The 23,568-nt window shown below is 35.4% G+C and carries 22 protein-coding genes; 9 read left to right on the top strand and 13 right to left on the bottom strand.

Annotated elements, in window-relative coordinates:
- The first annotated feature begins 132 nt into the window (after nt 1-132).
- Together ACSVH9_RS01630 and ACSVH9_RS01625 are read left to right on the top strand one after the other, a co-directional pair.
- A complete protein-coding gene (locus tag ACSVH9_RS01630) occupies nt 133-633 on the top strand; it encodes an RNA polymerase sigma factor (RefSeq protein WP_024980221.1) in 501 nt (166 codons plus the stop codon).
- Nucleotides 633-1,265 carry a hypothetical protein gene (locus ACSVH9_RS01625; protein WP_315175457.1) on the top strand — a complete coding sequence of 211 codons (633 nt, stop codon included), beginning with the start codon at nt 633-635 and terminating at the stop codon, nt 1,263-1,265. Before ACSVH9_RS01630 ends, ACSVH9_RS01625 begins: the two co-directional genes overlap by 1 nt.
- 37 nt (nt 1,266-1,302) lie before the next feature.
- On the opposite strand, the gene ACSVH9_RS01620 is transcribed toward ACSVH9_RS01625, so the two are convergent.
- Nucleotides 1,303-2,112 (bottom strand): lysophospholipid acyltransferase family protein, encoded by an 810-nt coding sequence (locus ACSVH9_RS01620; protein WP_438062174.1) that lies wholly within the window; start codon nt 2,110-2,112, stop codon nt 1,303-1,305.
- 110 nt (nt 2,113-2,222) lie between these two features.
- Nucleotides 2,223-2,870 (bottom strand): NUDIX hydrolase, encoded by a 648-nt coding sequence (locus tag ACSVH9_RS01615; protein ID WP_438062173.1) that lies wholly within the window; start codon nt 2,868-2,870, stop codon nt 2,223-2,225.
- Nucleotides 2,871-2,956: 86 nt separating this feature from the next.
- Here ACSVH9_RS01615 and ACSVH9_RS01610 point away from each other — a divergent pair, with 86 nt between their 5' ends.
- Complete coding sequence (locus tag ACSVH9_RS01610) at nt 2,957-3,397, top strand: DUF4268 domain-containing protein (RefSeq protein WP_315175463.1); 441 nt, start codon at nt 2,957-2,959, stop codon at nt 3,395-3,397.
- Between the two features lie 92 nt (nt 3,398-3,489).
- On the opposite strand, the gene ACSVH9_RS01605 is transcribed toward ACSVH9_RS01610, so the two are convergent.
- The 5 genes from ACSVH9_RS01605 to ACSVH9_RS01585 form a co-directional block, all read right to left on the bottom strand.
- Nucleotides 3,490-3,891, bottom strand: coding sequence for a hypothetical protein (locus ACSVH9_RS01605; protein WP_438062172.1), 402 nt, complete (start codon nt 3,889-3,891; stop codon nt 3,490-3,492).
- Between the two features lie 22 nt (nt 3,892-3,913).
- The gene (locus ACSVH9_RS01600) at nt 3,914-4,858 is read right to left on the bottom strand and encodes an NAD(P)H-dependent flavin oxidoreductase (protein WP_438062171.1); all 945 of its coding nucleotides are present in this window, start codon (nt 4,856-4,858) and stop codon (nt 3,914-3,916) included.
- Between the two features lie 11 nt (nt 4,859-4,869).
- Nucleotides 4,870-6,486, bottom strand: a complete 1,617-nt coding sequence (locus tag ACSVH9_RS01595; RefSeq protein ID WP_438062170.1) for a S8 family serine peptidase — start codon at nt 6,484-6,486, stop codon at nt 4,870-4,872.
- Nucleotides 6,487-6,743: 257 nt separating this feature from the next.
- Nucleotides 6,744-7,919: a tRNA 2-thiouridine(34) synthase MnmA gene (gene mnmA, locus ACSVH9_RS01590; RefSeq protein WP_438062169.1), complete on the bottom strand. Its 1,176-nt coding sequence runs from the start codon at nt 7,917-7,919 to the stop codon at nt 6,744-6,746.
- A gap of 68 nt (nt 7,920-7,987) precedes the next feature.
- A complete protein-coding gene (locus ACSVH9_RS01585) occupies nt 7,988-8,692 on the bottom strand; it encodes a toxin-antitoxin system YwqK family antitoxin (RefSeq protein WP_438062168.1) in 705 nt (234 codons plus the stop codon).
- Between the two features lie 320 nt (nt 8,693-9,012).
- Here ACSVH9_RS01585 and ACSVH9_RS01580 point away from each other — a divergent pair, with 320 nt between their 5' ends.
- On the top strand, nt 9,013-9,945 hold the full coding sequence (locus ACSVH9_RS01580; protein ID WP_438062167.1) for a fasciclin domain-containing protein: 933 nt from the start codon (nt 9,013-9,015) through the stop codon (nt 9,943-9,945).
- A 75-nt stretch (nt 9,946-10,020) separates the two neighbouring features.
- Here the strand turns inward: ACSVH9_RS01580 and yidC are convergent, their stop codons facing one another.
- The 6 genes from yidC to ACSVH9_RS01550 form a co-directional block, all read right to left on the bottom strand.
- On the bottom strand, nt 10,021-11,925 hold the full coding sequence (gene yidC, locus ACSVH9_RS01575; protein WP_438062166.1) for a membrane protein insertase YidC: 1,905 nt from the start codon (nt 11,923-11,925) through the stop codon (nt 10,021-10,023).
- An 89-nt stretch (nt 11,926-12,014) separates the two neighbouring features.
- Nucleotides 12,015-13,628, bottom strand: coding sequence for a CTP synthase (locus ACSVH9_RS01570; protein ID WP_300978573.1), 1,614 nt, complete (start codon nt 13,626-13,628; stop codon nt 12,015-12,017).
- A gap of 172 nt (nt 13,629-13,800) precedes the next feature.
- Nucleotides 13,801-14,031, bottom strand: coding sequence for a DUF3820 family protein (locus ACSVH9_RS01565; protein WP_159683298.1), 231 nt, complete (start codon nt 14,029-14,031; stop codon nt 13,801-13,803).
- An 8-nt stretch (nt 14,032-14,039) separates the two neighbouring features.
- On the bottom strand, nt 14,040-16,001 hold the full coding sequence (locus ACSVH9_RS01560; protein WP_438062165.1) for a PBP1 and LysM peptidoglycan-binding domain-containing protein: 1,962 nt from the start codon (nt 15,999-16,001) through the stop codon (nt 14,040-14,042).
- A gap of 127 nt (nt 16,002-16,128) precedes the next feature.
- The gene (gene guaA / locus ACSVH9_RS01555) at nt 16,129-17,658 is read right to left on the bottom strand and encodes a glutamine-hydrolyzing GMP synthase (RefSeq protein ID WP_438062164.1); all 1,530 of its coding nucleotides are present in this window, start codon (nt 17,656-17,658) and stop codon (nt 16,129-16,131) included.
- 78 nt (nt 17,659-17,736) lie between these two features.
- A complete protein-coding gene (locus ACSVH9_RS01550) occupies nt 17,737-18,411 on the bottom strand; it encodes a hypothetical protein (RefSeq protein WP_315175485.1) in 675 nt (224 codons plus the stop codon).
- 407 nt (nt 18,412-18,818) lie between these two features.
- On the opposite strand from ACSVH9_RS01550, the gene ACSVH9_RS01545 reads away from it, so the two are divergent.
- The 5 genes from ACSVH9_RS01545 to ACSVH9_RS01525 all read left to right on the top strand — a co-directional run bounded on the left by ACSVH9_RS01545 (nt 18,819) and on the right by ACSVH9_RS01525 (nt 23,459).
- Nucleotides 18,819-19,205 (top strand): RidA family protein, encoded by a 387-nt coding sequence (locus ACSVH9_RS01545; RefSeq protein ID WP_298295092.1) that lies wholly within the window; start codon nt 18,819-18,821, stop codon nt 19,203-19,205.
- A gap of 47 nt (nt 19,206-19,252) precedes the next feature.
- Nucleotides 19,253-20,518: a chloride channel protein gene (locus ACSVH9_RS01540; RefSeq protein ID WP_438062163.1), complete on the top strand. Its 1,266-nt coding sequence runs from the start codon at nt 19,253-19,255 to the stop codon at nt 20,516-20,518.
- A gap of 171 nt (nt 20,519-20,689) precedes the next feature.
- Nucleotides 20,690-21,694: a DHH family phosphoesterase gene (locus tag ACSVH9_RS01535; RefSeq protein WP_438062162.1), complete on the top strand. Its 1,005-nt coding sequence runs from the start codon at nt 20,690-20,692 to the stop codon at nt 21,692-21,694.
- 4 nt (nt 21,695-21,698) lie between these two features.
- Nucleotides 21,699-22,328 carry a gliding motility-associated peptidyl-prolyl isomerase GldI gene (gldI, locus tag ACSVH9_RS01530; protein ID WP_438062161.1) on the top strand — a complete coding sequence of 210 codons (630 nt, stop codon included), beginning with the start codon at nt 21,699-21,701 and terminating at the stop codon, nt 22,326-22,328.
- A gap of 24 nt (nt 22,329-22,352) precedes the next feature.
- A complete protein-coding gene (locus ACSVH9_RS01525; protein WP_438062160.1) occupies nt 22,353-23,459 on the top strand; it encodes a peptidylprolyl isomerase in 1,107 nt (368 codons plus the stop codon).
- Nucleotides 23,460-23,568: the final 109 nt, after the last annotated feature.

The raw sequence follows: 23,568 nt of genomic DNA, 5'->3' as shown, positions 1-23,568 counted from the left end.
TATGGCAGTGTTTGCCATAAAAGATTGTAACGGATAGCGGGACGACTCGTTTTTGTGCTCCTAAAAGTTGTGCTCCTACTAAAAAATATATTTATTTGTAACAAAAATTGGTTTTGAACCACTAATGTTTATATGGCCGATAATTTAGAACAATCCTTTGTATCGCAATTGCAAGCAAACCAGAATATCATCCACAAGATTTGTAGGTTGTATACGTCTGGTGAGGATGCGCATAAGGATTTGTTTCAGGAAATTACTATTCAGTTATGGAAAGCTTTTCCAAAGTTTAGAGGCGACAGTAAGTTCTCTACTTGGGCATACAGAGTCGCTCTTAATACCGCCATTACGCTGTATCGAAAAGACAAAAGAGCAGTGACTACAACAGAATTTGAAGCAAGGCAACATTATACTCCAGAAGTTGAATATGACTATGAAGAGGAAGAACAATTAAAATTAATGTACCAAGCAGTTTACCAATTGAACGATATCGAAAAGGCTTTAATCTTTATGTATCTTGAAGACAAAGATTATACTGAAATATCCGAAACATTGGGAATTAGCGAGGTCAACGCAAGAGTAAAAATGAATAGAATTAAAGGAAAATTAAAAAAAATACTAAATCCATTAGCCTAATGAAAGAACTGGATTTGTTAAAAAAAGATTGGCAAAAGAACGAGACTTCTTTTGAACAAGTAACCGAAAAAGATATTTACAGGATGATTCATAAAAGGTCTTCTTCTATCGTGAAGTGGATTTTGATATTGAGTATTTTGGAATTGATTTTGTGGTCTGTTTTATCTATTGGTGTCAACATAGATGATTATTTCAAAAAAATGAAACACGAGGAACTATCTGTATATTTCGATATATATAATTATGCCAGCTACCTCATAATTTTTACATTCATTTATCTTTTCTACAAAAACTACAAGATAATTTCGACCACGGCCTCTACTAAACAACTGATGCGTGACATTATTAAGACTAGAAAGACTGTAAACTACTACGTCTATTACAACCTTGGACAATTAGTACTATCGCTATTCATTGGTTTTTATATTGCCTTTAAATACAATCCAGAAACAGTTGTACTCACTGATAAAATAGGCAGCAATTATACCGTGATGATTGTTACTTTCTCAATCTTGATAGTATTTATCGCATTGATATTAGGAATATTTTGGTTGTTCTATCGTCTGATTTACGGTCGACTATTGAGACGTTTGTTGGACAACTATAAAGAATTAAAGAAAATAGATTTATAAAAAAAAGCGGTCAAAATTTTGACCGCTTTTTTTTATATTAATATTCCCATTTTCGCATTTTATCGAGTTCTTTTTGAGCTTCCAACTCTTCAGCTGGAATAACTTTCAAAAAGGAAGGATGCTGCTCGATGGCATATTCTACTTTTTCTACAATCTCTTCTATGGTTTCGTTATCATAATCAATCTCTAAAGGTTCTTTAATGATAAACGATTGTAAGATTCCTTTCTTTTTTAATCGTAAGCCCTTTTTGTCAAAGGAACGTCTAAAGCCATCAATTACGATTGGAACCACAATAGGCTTGTGTTCTTTTATAATATGTGCAGTTCCTTTACGAACGGGTTTAAATGATTTTGTTGTTCCTTGAGGAAACGTTATCACCCAACCATCTGCTAAAGCTATCTTGATATTTTCGGTATCATTGGGATTTACTTCTCTTTTTTCGGTAACATCTTTTCCTTTGGAACGCCAAGTTCTTTCTACTGTTATCGCACCTACATAGGCTAAGATTCTAGGAAGTAATCCTGCATGCATTGTTTCTTTGGCCGCAACATAATATATATTCATTTTGGGTTGCCACAAATAACAAACGTTTTTGATGGTATCGTCTCTTCCGCTTAAACTCGCGTTAAACACATGAAACATAGCTACAACATCAGCAAAATAGGTTTGATGATTGGAAATAAACAACACATTAGTATCTGGTAAATTTCGAATAATTTCTGAACGCTCAATTTGTAATTCGTTGAAACCACGATACCTTCTGTGGGTAATAACACCAAAAATTCGGATTAACCATTTCTTTATAAAAAGTATATGACCAAAAGGATTCCTTTTAAATAATCCCATAATAATTCTTTTTTGAAATTGGAGTGCAAAGATACGACATATTTTCTTAACGTTTAGAAAACGCTAAACTTGCAATAATTTTACAATAAATCAAGAAAAAATGAGCTTATTTATGATTTTTCAAACACAAAACGCAAAACCTCTTTTAACTCGCTCAGCATCATCGCTGTAGCTCCCCAAACTATATGTTCATTGATTTTGAATGCTGGAATTGCAATATCTGTAGCATAAGAAGTCGTCAATTTCGTCTCATGTAAAAGCGCATCACTTAAAAAATCAGACAATGGTAATTCGATTATACTCGCCACCTCTTTCGGTTCCAAAACAAAATGCAAGGCCTCGTTTGCAATTCCTAAATATGGATGCACTAAAAAATTACTAGGCGGAATATACAAAGGAGAAAAAGGTCTGATTACTTTTATTTGCTCACGTGATATTCCAATTTCTTCTTCGGATTCTCTCAAAGCTGTAGTTTCGTATTCCACATCTTCATTCTCAAACTTACCACCAGGAAAAGCAATTTGAGCCGAATGCACGCCTTCATAGGAATTTCTTTCAATCAATACCAAATGCGTTTGCTCTTGTTTTGGATACAACAACATCAAAACCGCTGCTTTTCGTGGATTTTTATCTGCATAACTAAACGCTTTCAACGATTCGATTCGCTCTTTTGGCGCCATTTTTATATGTGAAGCAAAAGCAGGAAGCGGAGCCTCAAGTATTTGAGGGATATATTGCTGAAAATCTTGAAAATTCATAGGTAAAACTTATTTTTGCAAGCATTCCAATAAATATACTATAGTTTTGTTTGGAATACAAACCAAACTTTCTAAATTCAATTCAAATGTACAGTAAAGCAGAAAATCAGCGGTTAAAACACGATTTTTGGGTAGCCTTCGCCGAGAAATACCCCAGAAAATGGGTATTGTATGATACCAAAATTAAAGATTTCTCTTTTAAATTTTTCGCAGATAACAAAAAAGCTCAAGTACTCATTGATATCGAGCATCGAAATGATGACTTACGTTCTCAATATTTCGAAAAACTAGAAGCTTTGAAAGGTATTTTGGAAGATGAATTCATCAAAGATTTGGTTTTTGAAAAAGACTACACTTTAGAAAATGGCAAAACCATCAGCCGCATTTGGGTTGAAAAAAATGGGTACAGTATGAGTAATCGCAATCACTGGGACTACATTTTTGACTTTTTCTTCGAAAAAATGAATGCTTTAGAACTTTTCTATCTCGAATATGATGAGTTTATAAAAGATATTGAGAAAGGGTAAAGGGTCTTGGTTTATAGTTTATAGTTTGTGGTTTGTGGTTTCTAAGCTAATTACTATTCACTAATGAAGGACTAATGACTAAGGACTAAAAACTAAATATTATACAAATAAATCCTATTCTCATAATTGATATACAACTGCTTGCGATTGCCTTGTTGTTTGCGAGTAATAATCATCAAAGTGCAGGCATCACCATTTTCGTCTTTGCATTCAAAAGAATAAATGATATCGGTTTTGTTTTCTTCAATTTCTGCATACGAAAGAATGTTATACAATTGAAGCATTGGGGTATAGACTACAATTCGATGTTTAGAAGTATCTAAAGTAATTGGGATATTGATTAAATCCAATTCGGACCAATCTCCCCATTTTCCTTTTTCATTTTTCTGTAGAACACTGTAACCCGAAGTTTGAAACTTATAGGTTTGAGCATTAGACAGCTGAAAACAAAAAAAGAGGACAAAAAACAAAAATAAAATAGTAGGTTTTGACATGGGGAGGCGTTTGGGGTTGGAGTTAAAACTGGAGTTGTCCGATTTCAATTTGGGCTTGCTTGAACTCGGCTATCATAGTATCAATAATTTCTTTTACAGGTTGAATTTCGGTAATTAATCCCGCAATCTGACCAATTTCTAATTCGCCCTCGACCAAATCACCTTCAAACATCCCGCGTTTGGCTCTGGCTCTACCAAGCAAAGTGACTAACTCTTCTTTAGTAGGACATTTTGCATACAATTCCTGAACGTCATTGAAAAACTTATTTTTTACCAAACGAACAGGCGCTAATTCTTTTAATGTCAATTGGGTATCCCCTTCTTTTACATTCACAATTACTTCTTTAAAATTATCGTGAGCTGATGATTCTACCGAAGCAGCAAAACGACTTCCTACTTGAACACCATCGGCGCCCAAAGCCATTGCCGCAAGCATTCCTCTTCCTGTGGCAATTCCGCCAGCAGCAATCAATGGAATGCTGATTTTTTGCTTCACCATCGGAATCAAAGTTAGTGTAGTTGTTTCCTCTCGACCATTGTGTCCTCCAGCTTCAAAACCTTCGGCAACAACAGCATCTACTCCTGCATCTTGTGCTTTCAAAGCAAACACCGAACTACTCACCACATGCACCACTGTTATTCCTTTTTCTTTCAAAAAAGCGGTCCAAGTTTTGGGATTTCCAGCTGAAGTAAAAACAATTTTTACACCTTCTTCTATAATGATATTAATTATTTCTTCAACATTCGGATACAACATGGGAACATTCACGCCAAAAGGCTTATTAGTCGCTTTTTTGCATTTTTGAATGTGCTCCCTAAGTACGTCAGGATACATAGAACCAGCACCAATGATGCCTAATCCTCCCGCATTACTCACGGCACTTGCCAATTTATAACCACTGTTCCATATCATTCCTCCTTGAATAATTGGGTATTGAATGCCAAAAAGCTTTATAATTGAATTCATTGAATTGTAAATTAATATTTGATGATTTTTCCTTGAGCAGAAAAGCTTTTCCCTTGAATAGTGTACAAGTATACTCCATTCCACAAGGTTTCTACAGAAAAAGAAGGTGTTGATTTTGTAAAAGGGACCTCCATTATTTTTTGTCCCAATAAAGAATAAATAGTAAGCTGCACCTCTTCTACTGTTGAAGGTAATTCCATATAAATAATACCTTTAGTAGGATTAGGATATAATGAAAAAACAGCCTTCTGATTATCAATTGTGGCTAAAAGACCTTTATTTACAGCCGCACTAAAATCTGGAATTCCGTAGCCTAGTTGTGGCGTTGGAGTCGTATATTTATCTGAAGATTGAATAATCAAATCTCTAATTTCTTTGTTGGTTTTATCGGGTAAAGCTTGCCATAAGCACGCCACCATTCCAGCCAGAATTGGACTCGAAAAAGAGGTTCCGTTGGCCGTTCTGATATTCCCAAATTCATCCGAAACCACAGAAGCTTGTCCTTGCGCCATCACTTCTGGCTTTACCCTACCATCAAACGAAGGGCCAATTGAACTAAATACAGCTCTAGTTTTCGAAGCATTAACTGCACCTACCGTAAGCACCGAAACCGCATCTGCTGGTGCAGCTATATTGGGATTAGTCGTGTTACCCGAATTTCCTGCGGATGCCACCACAAGCATTCCTCTACTAAAAGCAATTTCGGCTCCTCGACTAATAAATGCTGTAGCACCATTCATATCGGCATAAGTATAGCTATATTTAGCATTATCAAAATCAAAATAACCCAACGAACTATTAATGATATCTACCCCCAAACTATCCGCTTTCTCTGCCGCTTCTACCCAAAGCGTCTCTTCAACAGGGTTTTCAGAAGCATCATTTTCGGTAACAAAAAGATAATAAGACGCATCAGGAGCCGTTCCTACCAAAGCTTGGTCTTGATTCCCGCCCATAGTCGAAAGGACTAATGTACCGTGATTGTCTCCAGTATAGTAATTCGCACTTCTGTTTACATAATTATAACCACCCAAAATCTGATTATTATCTCTCAATTTTTTAAACGGTAATTGAGTATCCACCCCAGGAAATCCGGCATCTAAAACCGCTATAATTTTACCACTCCCCGTATAATTTTGCTGATGCAATAAATGCCCATTCAACATCTGAATTTGATTGGCAGACGTACCATAATTATAAGTAATTGCGGTGTTGTATTTTTTCTGAACCTGCTGATTTTTTGACACAGCAGTTGTCTTTCCTGTCGCATTTAAGGACTTATCTGCGAAGCTGATTTTAGTAACAAAAGCTAAATTTTTTAAGGAAGTAATATCCGCTTGAGTACCGCGGACATGCAACGCATTTAGCCATTTTGATTGCCCCATAACTGTAATTCCAGCAGACTCTTTTACAGCTTTTATATACGAAGCAGGAATGGGAACATCTTTGCTGTCCAAAGCGATTTTTTGTCGTGTTCTTCTATCAATGGCACGCTGTGAGAGCATCAATTGAGGGTTGTCCAAATAGTTTTGAACATTGGCTTTATCACCAAAATACACCCAAGCATCTTGTTGTGAAAAAACCAAAAAAGATTGGAATAAGAAAAATAAAAAAACTATTTTTTTCATGCCGAAATGTACTCAAAAAAACATTATGAATTATAATTTTAAGCGTTTTTAGGAGCACAAAATTTGGGATTTCATCACGTTTGGTCCCGCTGTCCTTCCTATCTTTTTATCCCGAAAAAGGATAAAAAGGATATTCCCTCCCATCGGGGCTAGGCGACACTATCTTTTTTTCAGAAGAATTTTTTATAGTTTTTACTAAAGACCAATCAATAAGGCCTAAGAACTAATCACTAAGAACTAATTACTAAGGACTAAAACTAAGCTATAACCCCAGAACCTAACAACTCGTCCTCTTGGTACCAAGCCACAAATTGTCCTTCAGTAATAGCGGATTGTGGTTCGTCAAAAATCACATACATTCCTTTTTCTTCTTGATGTAACCTAGCTTTTTGCAACGGCTGACGGTAACGAATTCTCGCCATTACTTCTTTAGACTCACCTGCTGACAAGGCTAAATCGGTACGAATCCAATGCGTCTCAGAGGCATCAATAAACAATCCTCTTCTAAACAATCCCGGATGATTACTAGACAAGCCCGTGTAAATTGTATTGGTCACCACATCAGTAGCAATAACAAACAAAGGCTCTGTAGTACCACCAACATTAAGCCCTTTTCGTTGCCCCACCGTAAAATAATGAGCGCCTTGGTGCTTACCAACTACCTTACCCATGTCTGTTGTATAAGTGATTTTATGAGACAAAGAAGCTAAAGTTTCAGCTTCATCTGTTGAAGTATAAATTGGGTGATTTTTGTCGATTTGTATAATTTGACCTTCTTTGGGTTGTAATTTTTGTTGTAAAAACTCTGGCAAACGTACTTTACCAATAAAACAAAGTCCTTGAGAATCTTTTTTCTCTGCGGTAACCAATTCCATTTCAGTTGCTATTTCACGAACCTGAGGTTTCGTTAATGCTCCAATTGGAAACAAAGATTTAGCCAACTGTTCTTGCGACAATTGACATAAAAAGTACGATTGGTCTTTGTTAGTATCAGCACCTGCAATAAGGTGATACAACGGTTTCCCGTCTATTTCAGTAGTTCGCTTTTGGCAATAATGTCCAGTAGCCACATAATCTGCTCCTAAACTTAAAGCAATTTCTAAAAAAACAGCAAATTTAATTTCGCGATTACACAAAACATCAGGATTTGGAGTACGTCCTTTCTCATATTCACTGAACATGTAATCCACAATCTTATCTTGGTATTGTTCACTAAGGTCAACCGTTTGGAAAGGAATTCCTAATTTTTCAGCTACCAATAAAGCATCGTTGCTATCTTCCAACCAAGGACATTCATTGGATATCGTTACTGAGTCATCGTGCCAATTTTTCATAAATAGCCCAATAACCTCGTATCCTTCTTGTTGCAACAAATAAGCCGCAACACTAGAATCTACACCTCCAGATAGACCAACAACCACTCTCTTTTTCATCAAAACCCTTTTTTAAAATAGGGTGCAAAGTTACAAAAGATTTAGCACAGTAATTATCTAAGCAAAAGTTAATTCTTTTTACGCTTAGTAAGACCTTCTGGATAACTCATATTTCGTTTTTTCACCAACTTATCTTTTTCATAAAACTCCCAAACGCCTTCTTTTTTCCCCAACACAAAATTTCCTTTGGAAGCAATAAAACCATTAGTGTCCCTAAAAATAGCTGGTCCATTATACTGCCCCTTTTGATAAACAGTTTCTTCTAAAACAATACCTTTATCTGAATAAATTTTGCAACTTCCGTGTTTAAGACCGTCTTCATAATGTGTCTCTTCTGCCACTTTACCATCGGGAAAGTAAACCGTTCTTAATCCTGATAACTTTCCGTTTTTATACCATTCTTTGGTCATTATCGCTTTGGAATTGAAGTGATAATAAATCCATTCTCCTTCAAAAAGTTTATTAACCACCTTGCCTTCACTTACCTTAAACTTATTTTGATTGTAAAAAATAGTATATGCTGAATTGTCTTTTTCGTTAAACTCTCGAGTGGCAATCACATCGGCTGCTTTCGTATCATCAAAATATTTAAAAACACCTACTTCTTTACCGTGCAAAAAAGTTCCTTCATAACGTAACCTTTTGGATTCTTCATAATACCCTCTCCAAAGTCCATTTTTCTTACCATCACTATCCAATTGATTGGTCGTTACTTGTGCCAACAAAGCCGAAATTTGAAAAAATAAAATCAAAAACAATCCCTTATTAATCATATTTTAAAAATTTATCATTGTTAAAAACTATCTGAAATAAAAACATACAACTCTTAAATGTTATAAAAATTGTCTTTAGCAGTATTTACAACCAAAAGTAATAAATGAAAAGAAAGTTACAAGTCTATTTCTTTATTAATATTTGTTTAATAACAATGCTATTAAATTAAACAAAAACAACTTACTAGCCTTGCTATCATTACAATAGCTCAAATAAACAAGTATTAATCAATATATAAAATTAAATTTTGTTTAATCTTTATTAAATAACTTTGAACAACAAAATAACATTAACTCTAACTCAATTAAAAAAAACGATTATGAAAATTGCATCAAAATTAAAAATGGCTTTGGCATGTATTGCATTTTTATCATTCGCAGTTTCTTGCGACAGTGATGATGATAACCCTAAACCAGTAGACAATACTATTACTGGTATTGCGGTAAAAAATTCAAACTTAAAAATTTTAGTACAAGCGTTAACGAGAGCAGAGTTAGCAGCTACACTGCAAGGACCTGGGCCTTATACTGTATTCGCTCCAACAGATGCAGCTTTTACAGCCTTTTTAAAAACCACTCCTTACGCTACAATTAGTGACGTCCCAAAAGATGTATTGACACAAATTTTATTAAATCATGTCGTAAGTGGTACAGCCAAATCAACCGATTTGCAAACAGGTTATATTAAAACACTTGCTAAAGGTGGAGCATCTACAACAAATACTTTAAGCATGTATGTGGATTTGACATCAGGAGTAAAATTAAACGGTGTTGCAAAAGTTACAACAGCTGACGTAATGGCTTCGAATGGTGTTATACATGTAGTGGATGCAGTAATTGGTTTACCAACAATTGTTACACATGCAACAGCTAATCCTAATTTCTCTACACTGGCAACATTATTAACCACACAAAATTTAATTTCAACATTGAGCAGTAGTGCATCACCATCACCTTTTACAGTTTTTGCACCTTTAAATTCAGCATTTGACACAGCAACTACAACTTTGTACGGTGGGTTAACAAGTACTCAAAAAACAGCAGTGTTAACTTATCACGTTATTGACGGAGCAAATGTACTATCTACAGGAATACCTGCATCGTCACCTACTTTAGAAACAGGAATTTTAAGATTTTCTGGCGCAACAATTACCGATGAGCAATCAAGAGTAACAAATATTGTTTTAACTGATGTACAATGTTCAAACGGAATTATCCACGCAGTAAACAAAGTCTTACTACCAAATTTATAAAGGTAAATACTATTCCAAAAACAAAAAACTTCCGCCAAAAGCGGAAGTTTTTTTTATAAAACAATTTTAAAATACTTATTTTTTCTTTTGTTGAGCCGCTTTTTGAGCTTCAGCTTGTTCCATTGCTTCTTGCAATTTGCGTTGGAATCTTCCTTGTTTTTTAGGCTCTTTTAATTTATTCTCTTGAATTTGAGCGTGAATTTTATCTCCATCGATAAAATATCTTTTGATTACTAACATAATTAAAATAGTAACCAAGTTGGAAATAAAGTTATACAAACTCAAACCTGCTCCATAACTATTGAAGAAGAACAACATCATCAATGGCGAAACATAGATCATAATCTTCATCATTTTGGCCATATCTGGCATACCTTCTTGTTGTGGTGCTGCCATTTGTTGATCTCCTGAAGTCATTTTCATATAGAAGAAAATTGCAATCGCTGCCAAAATTGGAAACAAACTAATATGATCTCCATACAATGGAATATGGAACGGTAATTTTACAATTTCATCAAAAGAAGACAAATCATCTGCCCATAAAAACTTTTGTTGTCTTAACTCAAAAGCTGAAGGAAAAAACTGAAACGAAGCCATCAAGAAAGGCATTTGTATCAATGCTGGTATACAACCCGCCATAGGATTTACTCCAGCTTTGTTGTACAATTTCATTGTTTCTTGTTGCTTTTTCATTGGGTCTTTTTTGAATTTCTCACCCAATTCAGCAATTTCTGGACGCAATACTTTCATTTTTGCTTGTGACAAGAACGATTTGAAAGTAATAGGCGACATTGCCAATTTGATTAAAATTGTAAAAAGAATAATCGCAATACCATAAGCAATATAAGAACCTAGGAAACCAAATAAAGGCACGAAGATAAAACGATTGATCCAACCGATGATTCCCCAACCTAAAGTGATGATTTTTTCTAGATTTTGATCGTAACTAGCTAAAGTCTTGTAATCAGATGGTCCTAAGTACCAGTTTAATTTATAATCTAATTCACCATTGGTAAAAGCCAAAGGTAAGTTCGCTTTGAATGATTTTGTAAAAGTAGTATCAACTTTCTCATCATTCATAAGATTGGTAGAAACCAGTTGTGCTTTCTCAAAAGATGTTTTAGAAACTAAAATTGAAGTAAAGAAATGCTGTTTGAATGCAATAAACGTTGGTTTCTCAAGAGTTTCTTCTTCTTTTGCACCTAAGCCAGCGTAATCAACTTTACCTTCTTTATGTTCAAAATAAATCTCAGTGTATTTATTTTCGTAAGATATACTTTTTTCATTTCTGAAAGCTTTCAAATCCCATTCTAAATCCAAAGGCTTAGCTGTATTCAATACTTGGTTCAAGCCTTGAGAACGCACATCAAAACCAATCATATAATCGTTTGGCTTCACTATGTATTTATATTCCAAAAATGAATTTGGACCTGACTTTAACTTCATAGACAACACTTGATCCGCTCCTATTTTGGTTAAAGTAGGCTCAAAAAACAAGTCTTTGGTATTTAAAGTTCGGTTGTCATTGGTTTGCAAAACAATATTCAAATTAGCATTATTGTTTTTTATCAATTCTACCAACTGACCAGAACCTTTTTTGAATTTTTCAAAGTTTTTCAAAGTTGCCTCAGCGATATAACCACCTTTATTAGCAATTTTTAATTTTATCACTTCATTTTCAATCGTAGTAAAATCATTTTTTGCAGAAGGCAAAGTCGCAGAATAAGCAAAATTCCCTAATGTTTTTTGCAAAGCTACCAATTGAGTAGAATCGCCAGTGGCTACAGCAACAGTTGCTTTTTCAACTGCTTTATTTGCCAATTCTTTTGCTTTTTGAGCTTTTAAAACCAATTCTTTTTGGGCTTTTTCAGCCGCAACAACTTTAGGATCGGGTTGGTTTTGGTACATAATCCAAACCAAAATTCCAAAAATCAATATAAAACCGATAATTGAATTAATGTCAATCTTTTTTTCTTCCATTATTATCTATGTTCAAAATTCAAAACTGAAGCAGTTTACTCCAGTTTAGTGTTAGAATACAACTTAAATGCTTTGTTACAACTATTGTATTATTTCTTTTTGGCTTTTACTGCTGCGGCAACAAAACTCACGAAAATTGGGTGAGGATTCGCAACGGTACTTTTATACTCTGGATGGTATTGAACACCTATAAAGAAAGGATGATTTTCAATCTCAACGATTTCTACCAAACCAGTATCAGGGTTCACACCAGAAGCAATCAAACCAGCTTTTTGCAATTGCTCAACATAAGCACTATTGTACTCATAACGGTGACGGTGACGCTCCGAAATCTCGGTTTTACCATATATTTTGTGTGCTAATGAGTCTGGTTTTATTTCACATTTCCAAGCTCCTAAACGCATTGTACCTCCTTTATCCGTTACTGTTTTTTGGTCTTCCATCAAATTGACAACTGGATGAGGCGTATTCTCATTCATTTCAGTAGAATTGGCGTCTTTGTAACCCAAAATAGTTCTTGAATATTCTATAATTGACATCTGCATTCCTAAACAAATACCAAAAAATGGAATGTTGTTTTCGCGAACATAACGAACCGCTTCTATTTTACCTTCGATTCCTCTTTCACCAAAACCTGGCGCCACTAAAACCCCATCCAAACCAGCTAATTTCTCAGCAATATTTGAAGGGTCCAAATGCTCTGAATGAATCGAAATCACATTTACTTTTGTTTCATTTGCCGCTCCTGCGTGAATGAAGGCTTCCAAAATAGATTTGTAGCAATCTTGCATTTCGACATATTTCCCAACCAAACCAATATTTACGGTATGTTTTGGATTTTTTAAACGTTTCAAGAAGGTATTCCAATTTTTTAAATCTGGAGCTGCTTTTTTAGGTAAGTCTAGTTTCTTTAAAGCTACTACATCTAGACCTTCTTCCAACATTAAATTAGGTACTTCATAAATAGTAGAAGCATCGATAGATTGAATAACAGCTTCTCTTTTTACATTACAAAACAAAGCCAATTTGTTGCGAATATCATCTGCGATTTCGTGTTCTGTTCTACAAACTAAAATATCAGCTTTAATTCCGCTCTCCATCAATGTTTTCACAGAGTGTTGAGTAGGTTTAGTTTTCAATTCTCCAGCTGCTGCTAAGTAAGGAACTAACGTCAAATGAATAACAATAGCATTGTTTTCACCTAAATCCCAAACCAACTGACGAACAGACTCGATGTATGGTAAAGATTCGATATCTCCTACAGTTCCTCCAATTTCTGTAATGACAATATCATAATCACCTGATTTGCCAAGCAATTGCATTCTGTCTTTGATTTCATTGGTAATATGAGGAACTACTTGAACTGTTTTCCCTAAAAACTCTCCTCTTCTTTCTTTTTCAATAACCGAAAGGTAAATTCTACCAGTAGTAACGTTATTCGCTTGAGAAGTAGGCACGTTTAAAAAACGTTCGTAGTGACCTAAATCTAAATCTGTTTCGGCTCCATCATCGGTTACGTAACATTCTCCGTGCTCGTAAGGATTAAGTGTTCCTGGGTCAACATTAATATAGGGGTCGAATTTTTGAATAGTTGTTCGATACCCTCTTGCTTGTAATAATTTCGCCAATGATGCCGCTATAATTCCTTTTCCTAATGAAGAAGTCACACCGCCTGTAACAAAAATATATTTCGTTTGATTCATTCTGTTGTTGTTTGTAATGTAGTTGTGTAAAAAAACGTGGCAAAAGTACAAATTTAATTGGAATACTTACCTGCTTCATTCGGGAGATTTTTAGAATTTAACCACAATAAAAAGACACCTCAGGATTTAGAATACTAGCTAAAGTATTGCTCTAATTCCTGAGGTGTCACTTTTATGGTTTAGGGTATTTCTTTTTTATGTTCCGAATTAAATCTTCTAATCCGTTGGCTTTTAACTCATAAATTAATTGCAGTTGTTCGCCCAAAACACCTTTAGGAAACCCTTTATTTCTGTACCAAACGATATAATATTCAGGGATATCAATAAGATACCAACCTTCATATTTTCCAAAAGGCATTTTAGTGTGTGCCAATTGAATCAAGTGTTTTTGATTTTCATCCAAAATAAAAACTAATTGGCTTGCTTAATGGTCATATCCGAATCGTAATACAAAATATAGACGCCTTTATTCGTATAGCCACCGTCTTCTTTTTTATAATACTCAAAACGGTTTTCTACTTGTTCTGTAGCAGTGCTTTCAATGGTTTCTTGAAACGTTTTGTCCTGAGCCATTCGCATTAGTGTATCAAACGTAAGGTCAAAACCTCTTGTTGCAAATGAACTTGGGTACACTTTGTTTTCTTTGCGATATTTTTGTTCAAATATTCGGGCTTCTTCCGTTTCATTTTCACGTGTTGCCGAAGGATACATCAATTTTAATTTAACCAAATTTGCAAATGAAATTTCATCTGTATCCAAAGTAGGATTAGGCTCTAAAGTTACCAATTGCACTTTGTATGTTTTCATAACCCCTAAAAGTGTGGCAATTGTAGATTTAATCATCATTGTACTTCCTGTTTCCAAAATGACATAATTCATTTTTTCTTTATCCAACAAACCTTTCAAAGCTTCAACATTTAAACCACCCGCAGGGGTCAGTGGTGCAATTTTCACCTCTTTTTGGAATTGGCTAAAATAATTTCTTGCAGATTCTTTTTTCTTATCTACAACCGCAATTATATTACCCTCCTTGCTTTTCATAAAATCAAAAGCAGTATTTTTAATTACATCGGCTGCAACTATTGATTGATACAAATTTGGAAATGCCTTTCCTGTCTCTTTTGATAATGGTGAAATTACCGCAACATCAGTTCCACTAAGTAATTCAGCTGCTTTTTCAACATTATTTTGATAAAACGGACCAATAACTACTTGTGCATTTTCTATATTGTTATTTTTGATTAATGACGGAACCTGAGAACTCATTTTGGTCTCTTGAGAATCAAATACCTGAACATCCACATCAATTCCTAATTGCTTTGCTGAATCTATGGCAATCAAAGCACCAGAATAGAAATCCAACGTCATATTCAAAAACTTGTCTTTCTTTAAACGTTCAGTGGTTGAATTAACGGTGTCATTGGCGATTTTTGCCATATTAAATGGAAACAGCAAGACCAACCTCTTTTTATCTGCTGTATTTTGCTTGCTTAACTGCACAATTCCTTTTTTGACTTCTGGTTGCGCTATCAGTTTTACAGCTGCTGGTAACTTAATCAACATTCCTTCCTGAACACCATTTTTCAATTCAGGATTTAAAGCAATTAACTCTTCTTGCGACAAACCTGAAGTTTTGGTCAAACTGTACAAAGTCTCCTTTGGTTTCACTGTATAATTTTGAAAATCGGCTACAACTGCCTTTTTTACAGTAGTTGCAGTAAGTTCTTTTTTGTCGGCATTTACAGGAATTTCTTTGGTTTCTTTTGGACGATTTCCTTTAATCAACAAATTGAAACCAACAGGCAGATTTGATACAATTTCTGGATTTTTTTTCTCTAATTCTTCGATAGTAATATTGTATTTCTTAGCAATCGAAAACTTAGTTTCTTGAGGTTGTACCAAATGAAAAACGGGCGTTACAGTTTTTGGAGCAGCAGTTACTGTAGTAGTTTTGTTAGCAACTCCATTTGGAATAACGAGTGTTTGCCCAATTTGCAAGCCGTCTTTTTCTAAAAAAGGATTCGCTTTAAATAAAGCCGCTTCGGTAACATTATACTTTTTTTGGATACCGAATAAAGTCTCTTTTGGCGCTACCTCGTGCGTTACTTTTTTAGATACAACTGTTGAGCTTGTCACTGTTTTAGACTGAACTTTAGTTCCTGCTTTAGGGATTAACAAAACAGTATTTTGACTGATTCCAGCTTGGGCATCAGGATTTAGTTGATAGATGTCGTAAGGACTTACTTTGTACTTTTGAGCGATTTGCGCTATGGTTTCACCTTTAGCAACTTTATGAGTGGTTGCTTTGTCTTGAGCAAACAAACTTCCTATAAAAAACAACCCACAAAACCAAATCTTACTATAATATTGCATCCGAATAAATTATAAATTAGTACCGTTCAAAGATAGCAAAACGGCATCAAATTTTATTCCAAAATCTGATACCGTTTTCGTATTAATTATTGTAATTTCTATTGAAAAAGAAACTCTACAACTTATTTTATTCCCACTCGATTGTGGCTGGCGGTTTCGAACTAATATCGTAAACCACACGATTAACTCCTTTTACTTTATTGATGATATCGTTTGACACTTTCATCAAAAACTCATAAGGTAAATGTACCCAATCCGCAGTCATACCATCGGTAGATTCAACCGCTCTAAGCGCTACTACTTTTTCGTAAGTACGCTCATCACCCATCACACCAACACTATTTACAGGCAACAAAATAGCACCTGCTTGCCAAACTTTGTCATACAATCCCCAAGATTTTAAACCGTCGATAAAAACTTTATCAACATCTTGCAAAATTTGTACTTTCTCTGGAGTAATATCTCCTAGAATACGAATAGACAAACCTGGTCCTGGGAAAGGATGTCTACCCAATAACTCTGGGTCGATTCCTAAAGTAGCTCCTACGCGACGTACTTCGTCTTTGAAAAGCATACGCAGAGGCTCTACAATTTTCAGTTTCATATAATCTGGTAAACCACCCACATTATGATGCGATTTGATAGTTGCAGAAGGACCTTTTACAGAAACTGATTCAATTACATCAGGATAAATTGTTCCTTGCGCTAACCAAGTAACGTCTTCTATTTTGTGTGACTCATCATCAAAAACTTCTATAAAAGCATTTCCGATGGCTTTTCTTTTTAATTCTGGGTCTGTAATTCCAGCTAGTGCATCATAAAAACGTTGCGAAGCATCCACTCCTTTTACATTTAGCCCCATACCTTCGTATTGGTCTAAAACACTTTGGAACTCGTTTTTACGAAGTAAGCCGTTATTTACAAAAATACAATATAGGTTTTTCCCAATTGCTTTATTCAATAATACCGCAGCTACAGTAGAATCTACTCCACCAGAAAGACCAAGAACCACCTTGTCATTTCCGATTTTTTCTTTCATTTCAGCTACAATTTCTTCTACGAAAGCGTTTGGTGTAAAATTTTGAGGAACTTCGGCAATTTTTACCAAGAAATTCTCCAACATTTTAGAACCATCTGTGGAGTGAAAAACCTCTGGGTGGTATTGAATAGCATAAGTAGTTTCGCCTTCAATTTTGTAAGCTGCAAATTCTACATCGTGAGTACTTGCTAATTTAATACCGTTGGTTGGTAATGCTTTGATACTATCACTATGGCTCATCCAAACTTGGCTGTTCTCAGAAACTCCTTCGAAGAAGGTTTCGTTTTCTTTGATGAAAGACAAATTGGCTCTACCATATTCTCTAGTATTAGAAGCTGCTACTTCCCCACCGCTAAAATGCGCTAAATATTGTGCTCCGTAACATACGGCCAGCATAGGAAGTTTTCCTCTAATTTGAGATAAATCTGGATGTGGCGCATCTTCTGAACGAACAGAAAATGGGCTTCCGCCAAGAATTACTGCTTTGTAAGATGATAAATCACTAGGAAAGTGATTGTAAGGGAAGATTTCGCAGAATATGTTTAATTCTCGAACTCTTCGCGCAATAAGCTGAGTGTATTGCGACCCGAAATCTAAAATAAGTACGTTGTGTTGCATGCGCAAAAATACTTCTAAATTTCGGAATTGAAAAATTGAATTTTGAAAAATTTTTATTTTGCAAAAAGGAATGAAATCTTATTCCTTCACCAAGAGTATAGTTCCCTTAAAACCAGTAGCTAAGTTGTCCCAATAATTTTTAGAAAGTACTTTTTTCTGGTCGTCGATAATGATGATTTCGGCGGTGTTACCACCACTAGTTCCTGTATTTAGCGCCTCGAAATCCAGTTTATTAAAGCCTTCACCCAATAAAATTTTGATATCGGTAAAAGAGTCCCCGAGAAAAACCTGCTCTTTTAGTATCGTCGCATTTTGATATATTCGAAGTAAATCGCCATCTACATAAATAAAATCTCGAACTCTTACAATCACATATTTGGATTTGGTATTGATTTGACCGAAATCGAAATTGCGACGAAGCAAAGGCATATTATTTTCGTTCAACGTTTTATCGACGTCTTTTTGCATCTTTTTTAAGTACTCCTCGCCCACATTGATAAACTTCTCTTTGGGAAACATATCTACATCATTCGACTTTGTTATGGTTGTGGATGCTTTATTGGGATTTTCTGGCGAATTAAAAACGTTGGGTTGTTCTATTTTGGGCAGCTCGGCGGGAGGAATTACTTTTTTCTTTGGTGCTGCAGGAAATTTAGCTGGCGGAATGGGTTTGAATTTTGGACCAAACTCTGCTTGAGCATTTCCTTTGAATGCCAAAACCAAGAATAAAAAAAGGAATAGAAAATGTTTCATTCGCTAAGATGCTTTTGTAATTTCGATTGATTGCAAAGGAAGAATCCCTTTCTGTTTACAAAACTAACTTATTTCTTATTTTATACTAAGGTATTAGAAATATCTTAACATTTAATAGGTATTTTCCAAGTATGTTATCGATGTTCCTAGAAATATATTGAACGATGCATACAAAAACACTCTTTATTTCCTGCTAGCCCCGGGAGGAGCGTCATCCTTTGCTGCCGGGGTTCGGCGGCAAAGATATAGCGTATCACGGGACGATGATGGCAAAAATGTGCTTTGTTACTGCTCCAAAAAAAGAAACAAATGTAACTTTTAACGTATGGTTATCGTTTTTTTATTGAACGATGATTGCCTAGTTTTGTTATTCTATTATAACCAAAAAGTAATTTTAAATTAGGAAAATGAAAAGACAAAATATTTTGACAGGTTCACCTTGGGAGGATAAAATGGGGTATTGCCGTGCGGTTCGCATTGGAAACATCATAGAAGTTTCGGGGACTGTAGCGATTGTGGATGGTGAAAAAGTGAAGGCAAATGATGCGTATGCGCAAACGCTGAACATACTCGAAAGGGTTGAAAAAGTTTTGGAGGATTTGAATGTGGGAATGAAAGATGTGATTCGAACGCGCATTTTTACTACCGATGTTAGCACTTTTGAGGATGTGGCGAGAGCACACTCGGCTTTCTTTAAAGAGGTGAAACCTACGACTGGTTTTTATGGTATTAATCAATTGGTCGCGCCAGAATATTTGGTTGAAATTGAATTTACGGCTATTGCGGCTGAATAGTGCTCAAAATTTATATTGAATGCTTACATTAGCAACATCATTTGCTTTTGATTCTCACTATGACTTTTGACGCGATAAAAAATAAAGGGCTTACGCTACTCCAATGGATTTTCGTTTGTGTAGTGCTAGGCGTTTTTTCTGGGTCGGCATCTGCGATTTTTTTGTTGGCTTTAGAAAAAGTTACACAAATAAGGACAGCTAACTTCTGGATAATTGTATTCTTGCCTTTGGGTGGATTTGCCATTGGGTTGTTGTACCATTACTACGGTAAATCGGTGGTCAAGGGCAATAATTTAATTTTGGAAGAATACGACACACCGCAACAAACTATTCCATTCAGAATGGCGCCTTTGGTTTTGATTACCACCTTACTTACTCATCTTTTTGGAGGTTCTGCGGGACGCGAAGGCACTGCGGTGCAAATGGGAGCCGCAATCTCAGACGGAATGCAACGCTGGTCCAAATGGGCTGTTATTGACCGAAAAACAATGTTGGTTCTAGGAATCAGTGCGGGTTTTGCTTCTGTTTTTGGAACACCAATTGCGGGTGCGCTCTTTGCTATGGAAGTACTGAGTTTTAAAAAAGTAACTTTTAAGACCGTATTTTTATCTTTTGCGGTGGCTTACGCAGCCTATTATACTGTTGAATTATGGCCAGTGGCACACACTCACTACAGCATTCCGATTGTGCCTGAATTTTCACTTGCAACTATTTTATGGACGGTTTTCGCCAGTGTTCTTTTTGGACTTGCCGCACTACTCTTTTCGCGTTCAACTCACTTTTGGGGTCATTTATTTAGCAGAACGATTGCTTACGCGCCTTTTCGACCTTTGGTGGGTGGTTGTATTTTGGCTTTGGTGATTTTTAATTTTTCGGTGCAACCTTATATTGGATTAGGAGTACCAGTGATTGTTGACGCTTTTAGTACGGCAAATCCTTGGTATGCTTTTTTATTGAAAATTCTATTCACTGGTTTTACCTTAGGTACTGGCTTTAAAGGAGGAGAAGTAACACCTTTGTTTTTTGTGGGCGCTACTTTAGGAAGTACTTTGTCGCTTGTTATTCCAATGCCTATTGCACTTTTGGCAGGAATGGGATTTGTGGCTGTTTTTTCTGGTGCCACGCATACACCTATTGCTTGTAGCTTAATGGGAATAGAGCTTTTTGGTTTAGAAAGTGGCGCTTACATAGCTTTGGCGTGTATCATTGCCTATTTTTGCTCAGGAGCAGTAGGGATTTATAAATCGCAAATTGTAAAAGGGCCAAAGGCAGTTTTGTATGAGAACATTAGAAGAAAACTTCCGTTTCGTTAAAATCCCAAATAACTCTTAATGATTTTTACATTAGATAAAAAAATGTAATTTCGCAACTTATGAAATGAACATAACCTCTAATGGAGTTCAACACCAATAACTAAACAATCTGGTCAAAAATGAAAAGGCGAAGCAGTTAATTGGTGTTCTTTAAAAAAATCAAAATTACGAATGACAATACAAGATATTCAAGCAGTTCAAGAGTTATTAGCAACACCAAAAAAAATTGCCATTATTCCACACCGAGGGCCAGACGGCGATGCTATGGGTTCTACTTTGGCGCTGTATCATTTTCTACTTAAAAACAACCACCAACCAGTTGTGATGGCTCCCAATGAATTTCCAGACTTTCTGGCTTGGTTGCCGGGTTCTGAAACGGTGGAAGTTTATGAAAAAGAAAGAGAAAAATGTACTGCCATTTTAAATGATGTGGAACTAGTTTTTACTTTAGACTTTAACGCCTTACATCGTACAGGTGAAATGGAAACGGTTTTGAAAACACTGACCGTTCCATTCATTATGATTGACCATCATCAAAAACCTGATGAATATGCCGCTGTAATGTATTCGGATACGCAATTTGGTTCTACTTGCGAAATGATTTACAACTTCATTACCTATTTAGGTCAAAAATCAAGTATTGATAAAACTATTGCAACTTGCATCTACACAGGTATTTTGACGGATTCAGGGTCTTTTCGTTTTCCAAAAACAACAGGAAACACGCATCGAATTGTGGCCGATTTGATTGATTTGGGAGTAGAAAATACTGTTATTCCAACTTTGCTTTTTGATAATAGTTCCTACAATCGTTTGCAACTATTGGGAAGAGCTTTGCAGAATATGCAATTGATTCCCGAGAAACAAACTTCTTATATTACCCTTACCCAAGCCGAATTGAATGAATTTCAATTTGTAAAAGGCGACACCGAAGGCATTGTCAATTATGGATTGAGCATCAAAGGAATTGTATTTTCGGCTATTTTTATTGAAAATCAAGAAGAAAAAATCATCAAAATTTCTTTCCGTTCTCAAGGTGATTTTGATGTCAATGAATTTGCTAGAAACCATTTTAATGGCGGAGGCCACATCAATGCCGCAGGAGGAAAATCTGAGGAATCGCTCAGTGCTACTGTAGCTAAATTTGAAGAATTGGTACATCAACTTAATCTATAATCGTATGAACAGTATAAAAAACAGTCTTTTAGTCGTTTTATTCGCTTGCTTTCTTTGGAGTTGTGAACAAAACCAAGAAGCCCGCAGACCACTTTCGCAAGCTTCAGGAAGTTTTATGAAAAAATCGATTGAAAGAAATAAAAAACTAGTAGCTTCAGAAGAAGACCGAATTCAAGCGGTTATCAAAAAAAATGCTGGAATAGAATTCTTGGCTTCCAAAAAAGGATATTGGTATCATTTTTCGAAAAGAAATACGCTAGATACGCTTACTCCTAAGAAAGGAGATGTAGCTTTTTACGATTACGAAGTAAAAGATTTGAAAGGAAACATAATTTACACCAAGGAAGAAACACAGCCTCAAACCTATTATGTGGACAAACAAAACATTATGATGGGACTAAGAGATGGAATAAAATTGATGCGTAAAAAAGAAACTTTTGTGTTCTTATTCCCTTCACATATGGGATACGGCTATCACGGTGACAATAAAAAAATTGGCACTAACGTCCCACTATTGTGCACCGTAACTTTACGAAATTTTATGCCCGAAGCCGAACTTAAAAAACAAGAAATGCTTAGAGCCAAAGCTTTATTAAAACAACAAACGATTGCAAAAGATACCCTAAATCAATAAAAAACCTAAAATCAATTTATTAAAATGAAAAAAAGAATTGTTCTTGGATTACTAGTCTTAACGACTTTCTTCTCTTGTAAAAATGAAGAAAAAAACGATTTACCTGATGGTCTATACGCTAAAATTGAAACCAACAAAGGTGATATCATCTTACAACTAGCGTATGACAAAGCACCTATTACGGTAGCTAATTTTGTAACACTAGCCGAAGGAACCAATGAATTCATTACCGACCCCAATTTGAAAAATCGCCCGTATTATGATGGTTTAAAATTCCACCGCGTTATCGAAGATTTTATGATTCAAACTGGAGACCCTTTAGGAACTGGTTCTGGTGATGCAGGTTACAAATTCAAAGATGAATTTTGTGAGTTTAGATTTGACAAAGGTGGTGTTTTGGCAATGGCCAATAATGGACCGACAACCAATAGTAGCCAATTTTTTATCACGCATTTAGAAACGCCTTGGTTAGACGGAAAACACACTATTTTTGGTCAAGTTGTAGGCAACGGAATGGAAGTGGTTAACCAAATCAAGCAAGGTGACTTTATGAAAAAAGTGACCATCATCAGAAATGGTGAAGCTGCAAAAAAATTCAATGCTGTAAAGACATTCCACGATTATTATATTGTTGAAGCTGAAAATCAGAAAAAACTACAAGCCGAATTAGACGCTTATAATGCAAAATTCAAAGCCGTACAAGACCAGAAAGTAGGTGATTTCAAAGCATTGAAAGCAAAAGCTACCAAAACCAATACAGGTTTAGAATACGTAATCACTCAAAAAAGTAATGGTAAAAAACCTGCTGTTGGTGCCAATGTGTACATTCACTATGCAGGATTTTTAGAAAACGGAACTTTATTTGATAGTAGCATTGAAAGTGTTTCAAAAACTTTCGGAAAATTTGATGCCGCTCGTGCCGCAGCCAAACAATACTTACCAATTCCTTTTGAATATGGTAAAAAAGACGGTCTGATTCCTGGATTTATCGAAGGAATTGAAAAATTAAAATTTGGTGAAAAAGCTACCATTTTCATTCCATCTAATTTAGGATATGGTGCTCAAGGTGTAGGACCAATTCCACCAAATGCTAACATTATTTTCGAAATTGAGTTATTAGAGAAAATGTAGTATTTAGTGAATAGTCTAGTCCATAGTGATTAGTAATTAGCTATTACCAAGCACTATTTACAACAGCTAAGTACTACGGAGTAAAAACTAAGGACTAATTACTAAGAAC

The sequence above is a fragment of the Flavobacterium sp. RSSB_23 genome (genome assembly GCF_051547145.1).
Lineage (GTDB): Bacteria > Bacteroidota > Bacteroidia > Flavobacteriales > Flavobacteriaceae > Flavobacterium.
Note: the sequence above shows the minus strand (reverse complement) of the source record. Positions and strands in the feature narration are given on the sequence as shown.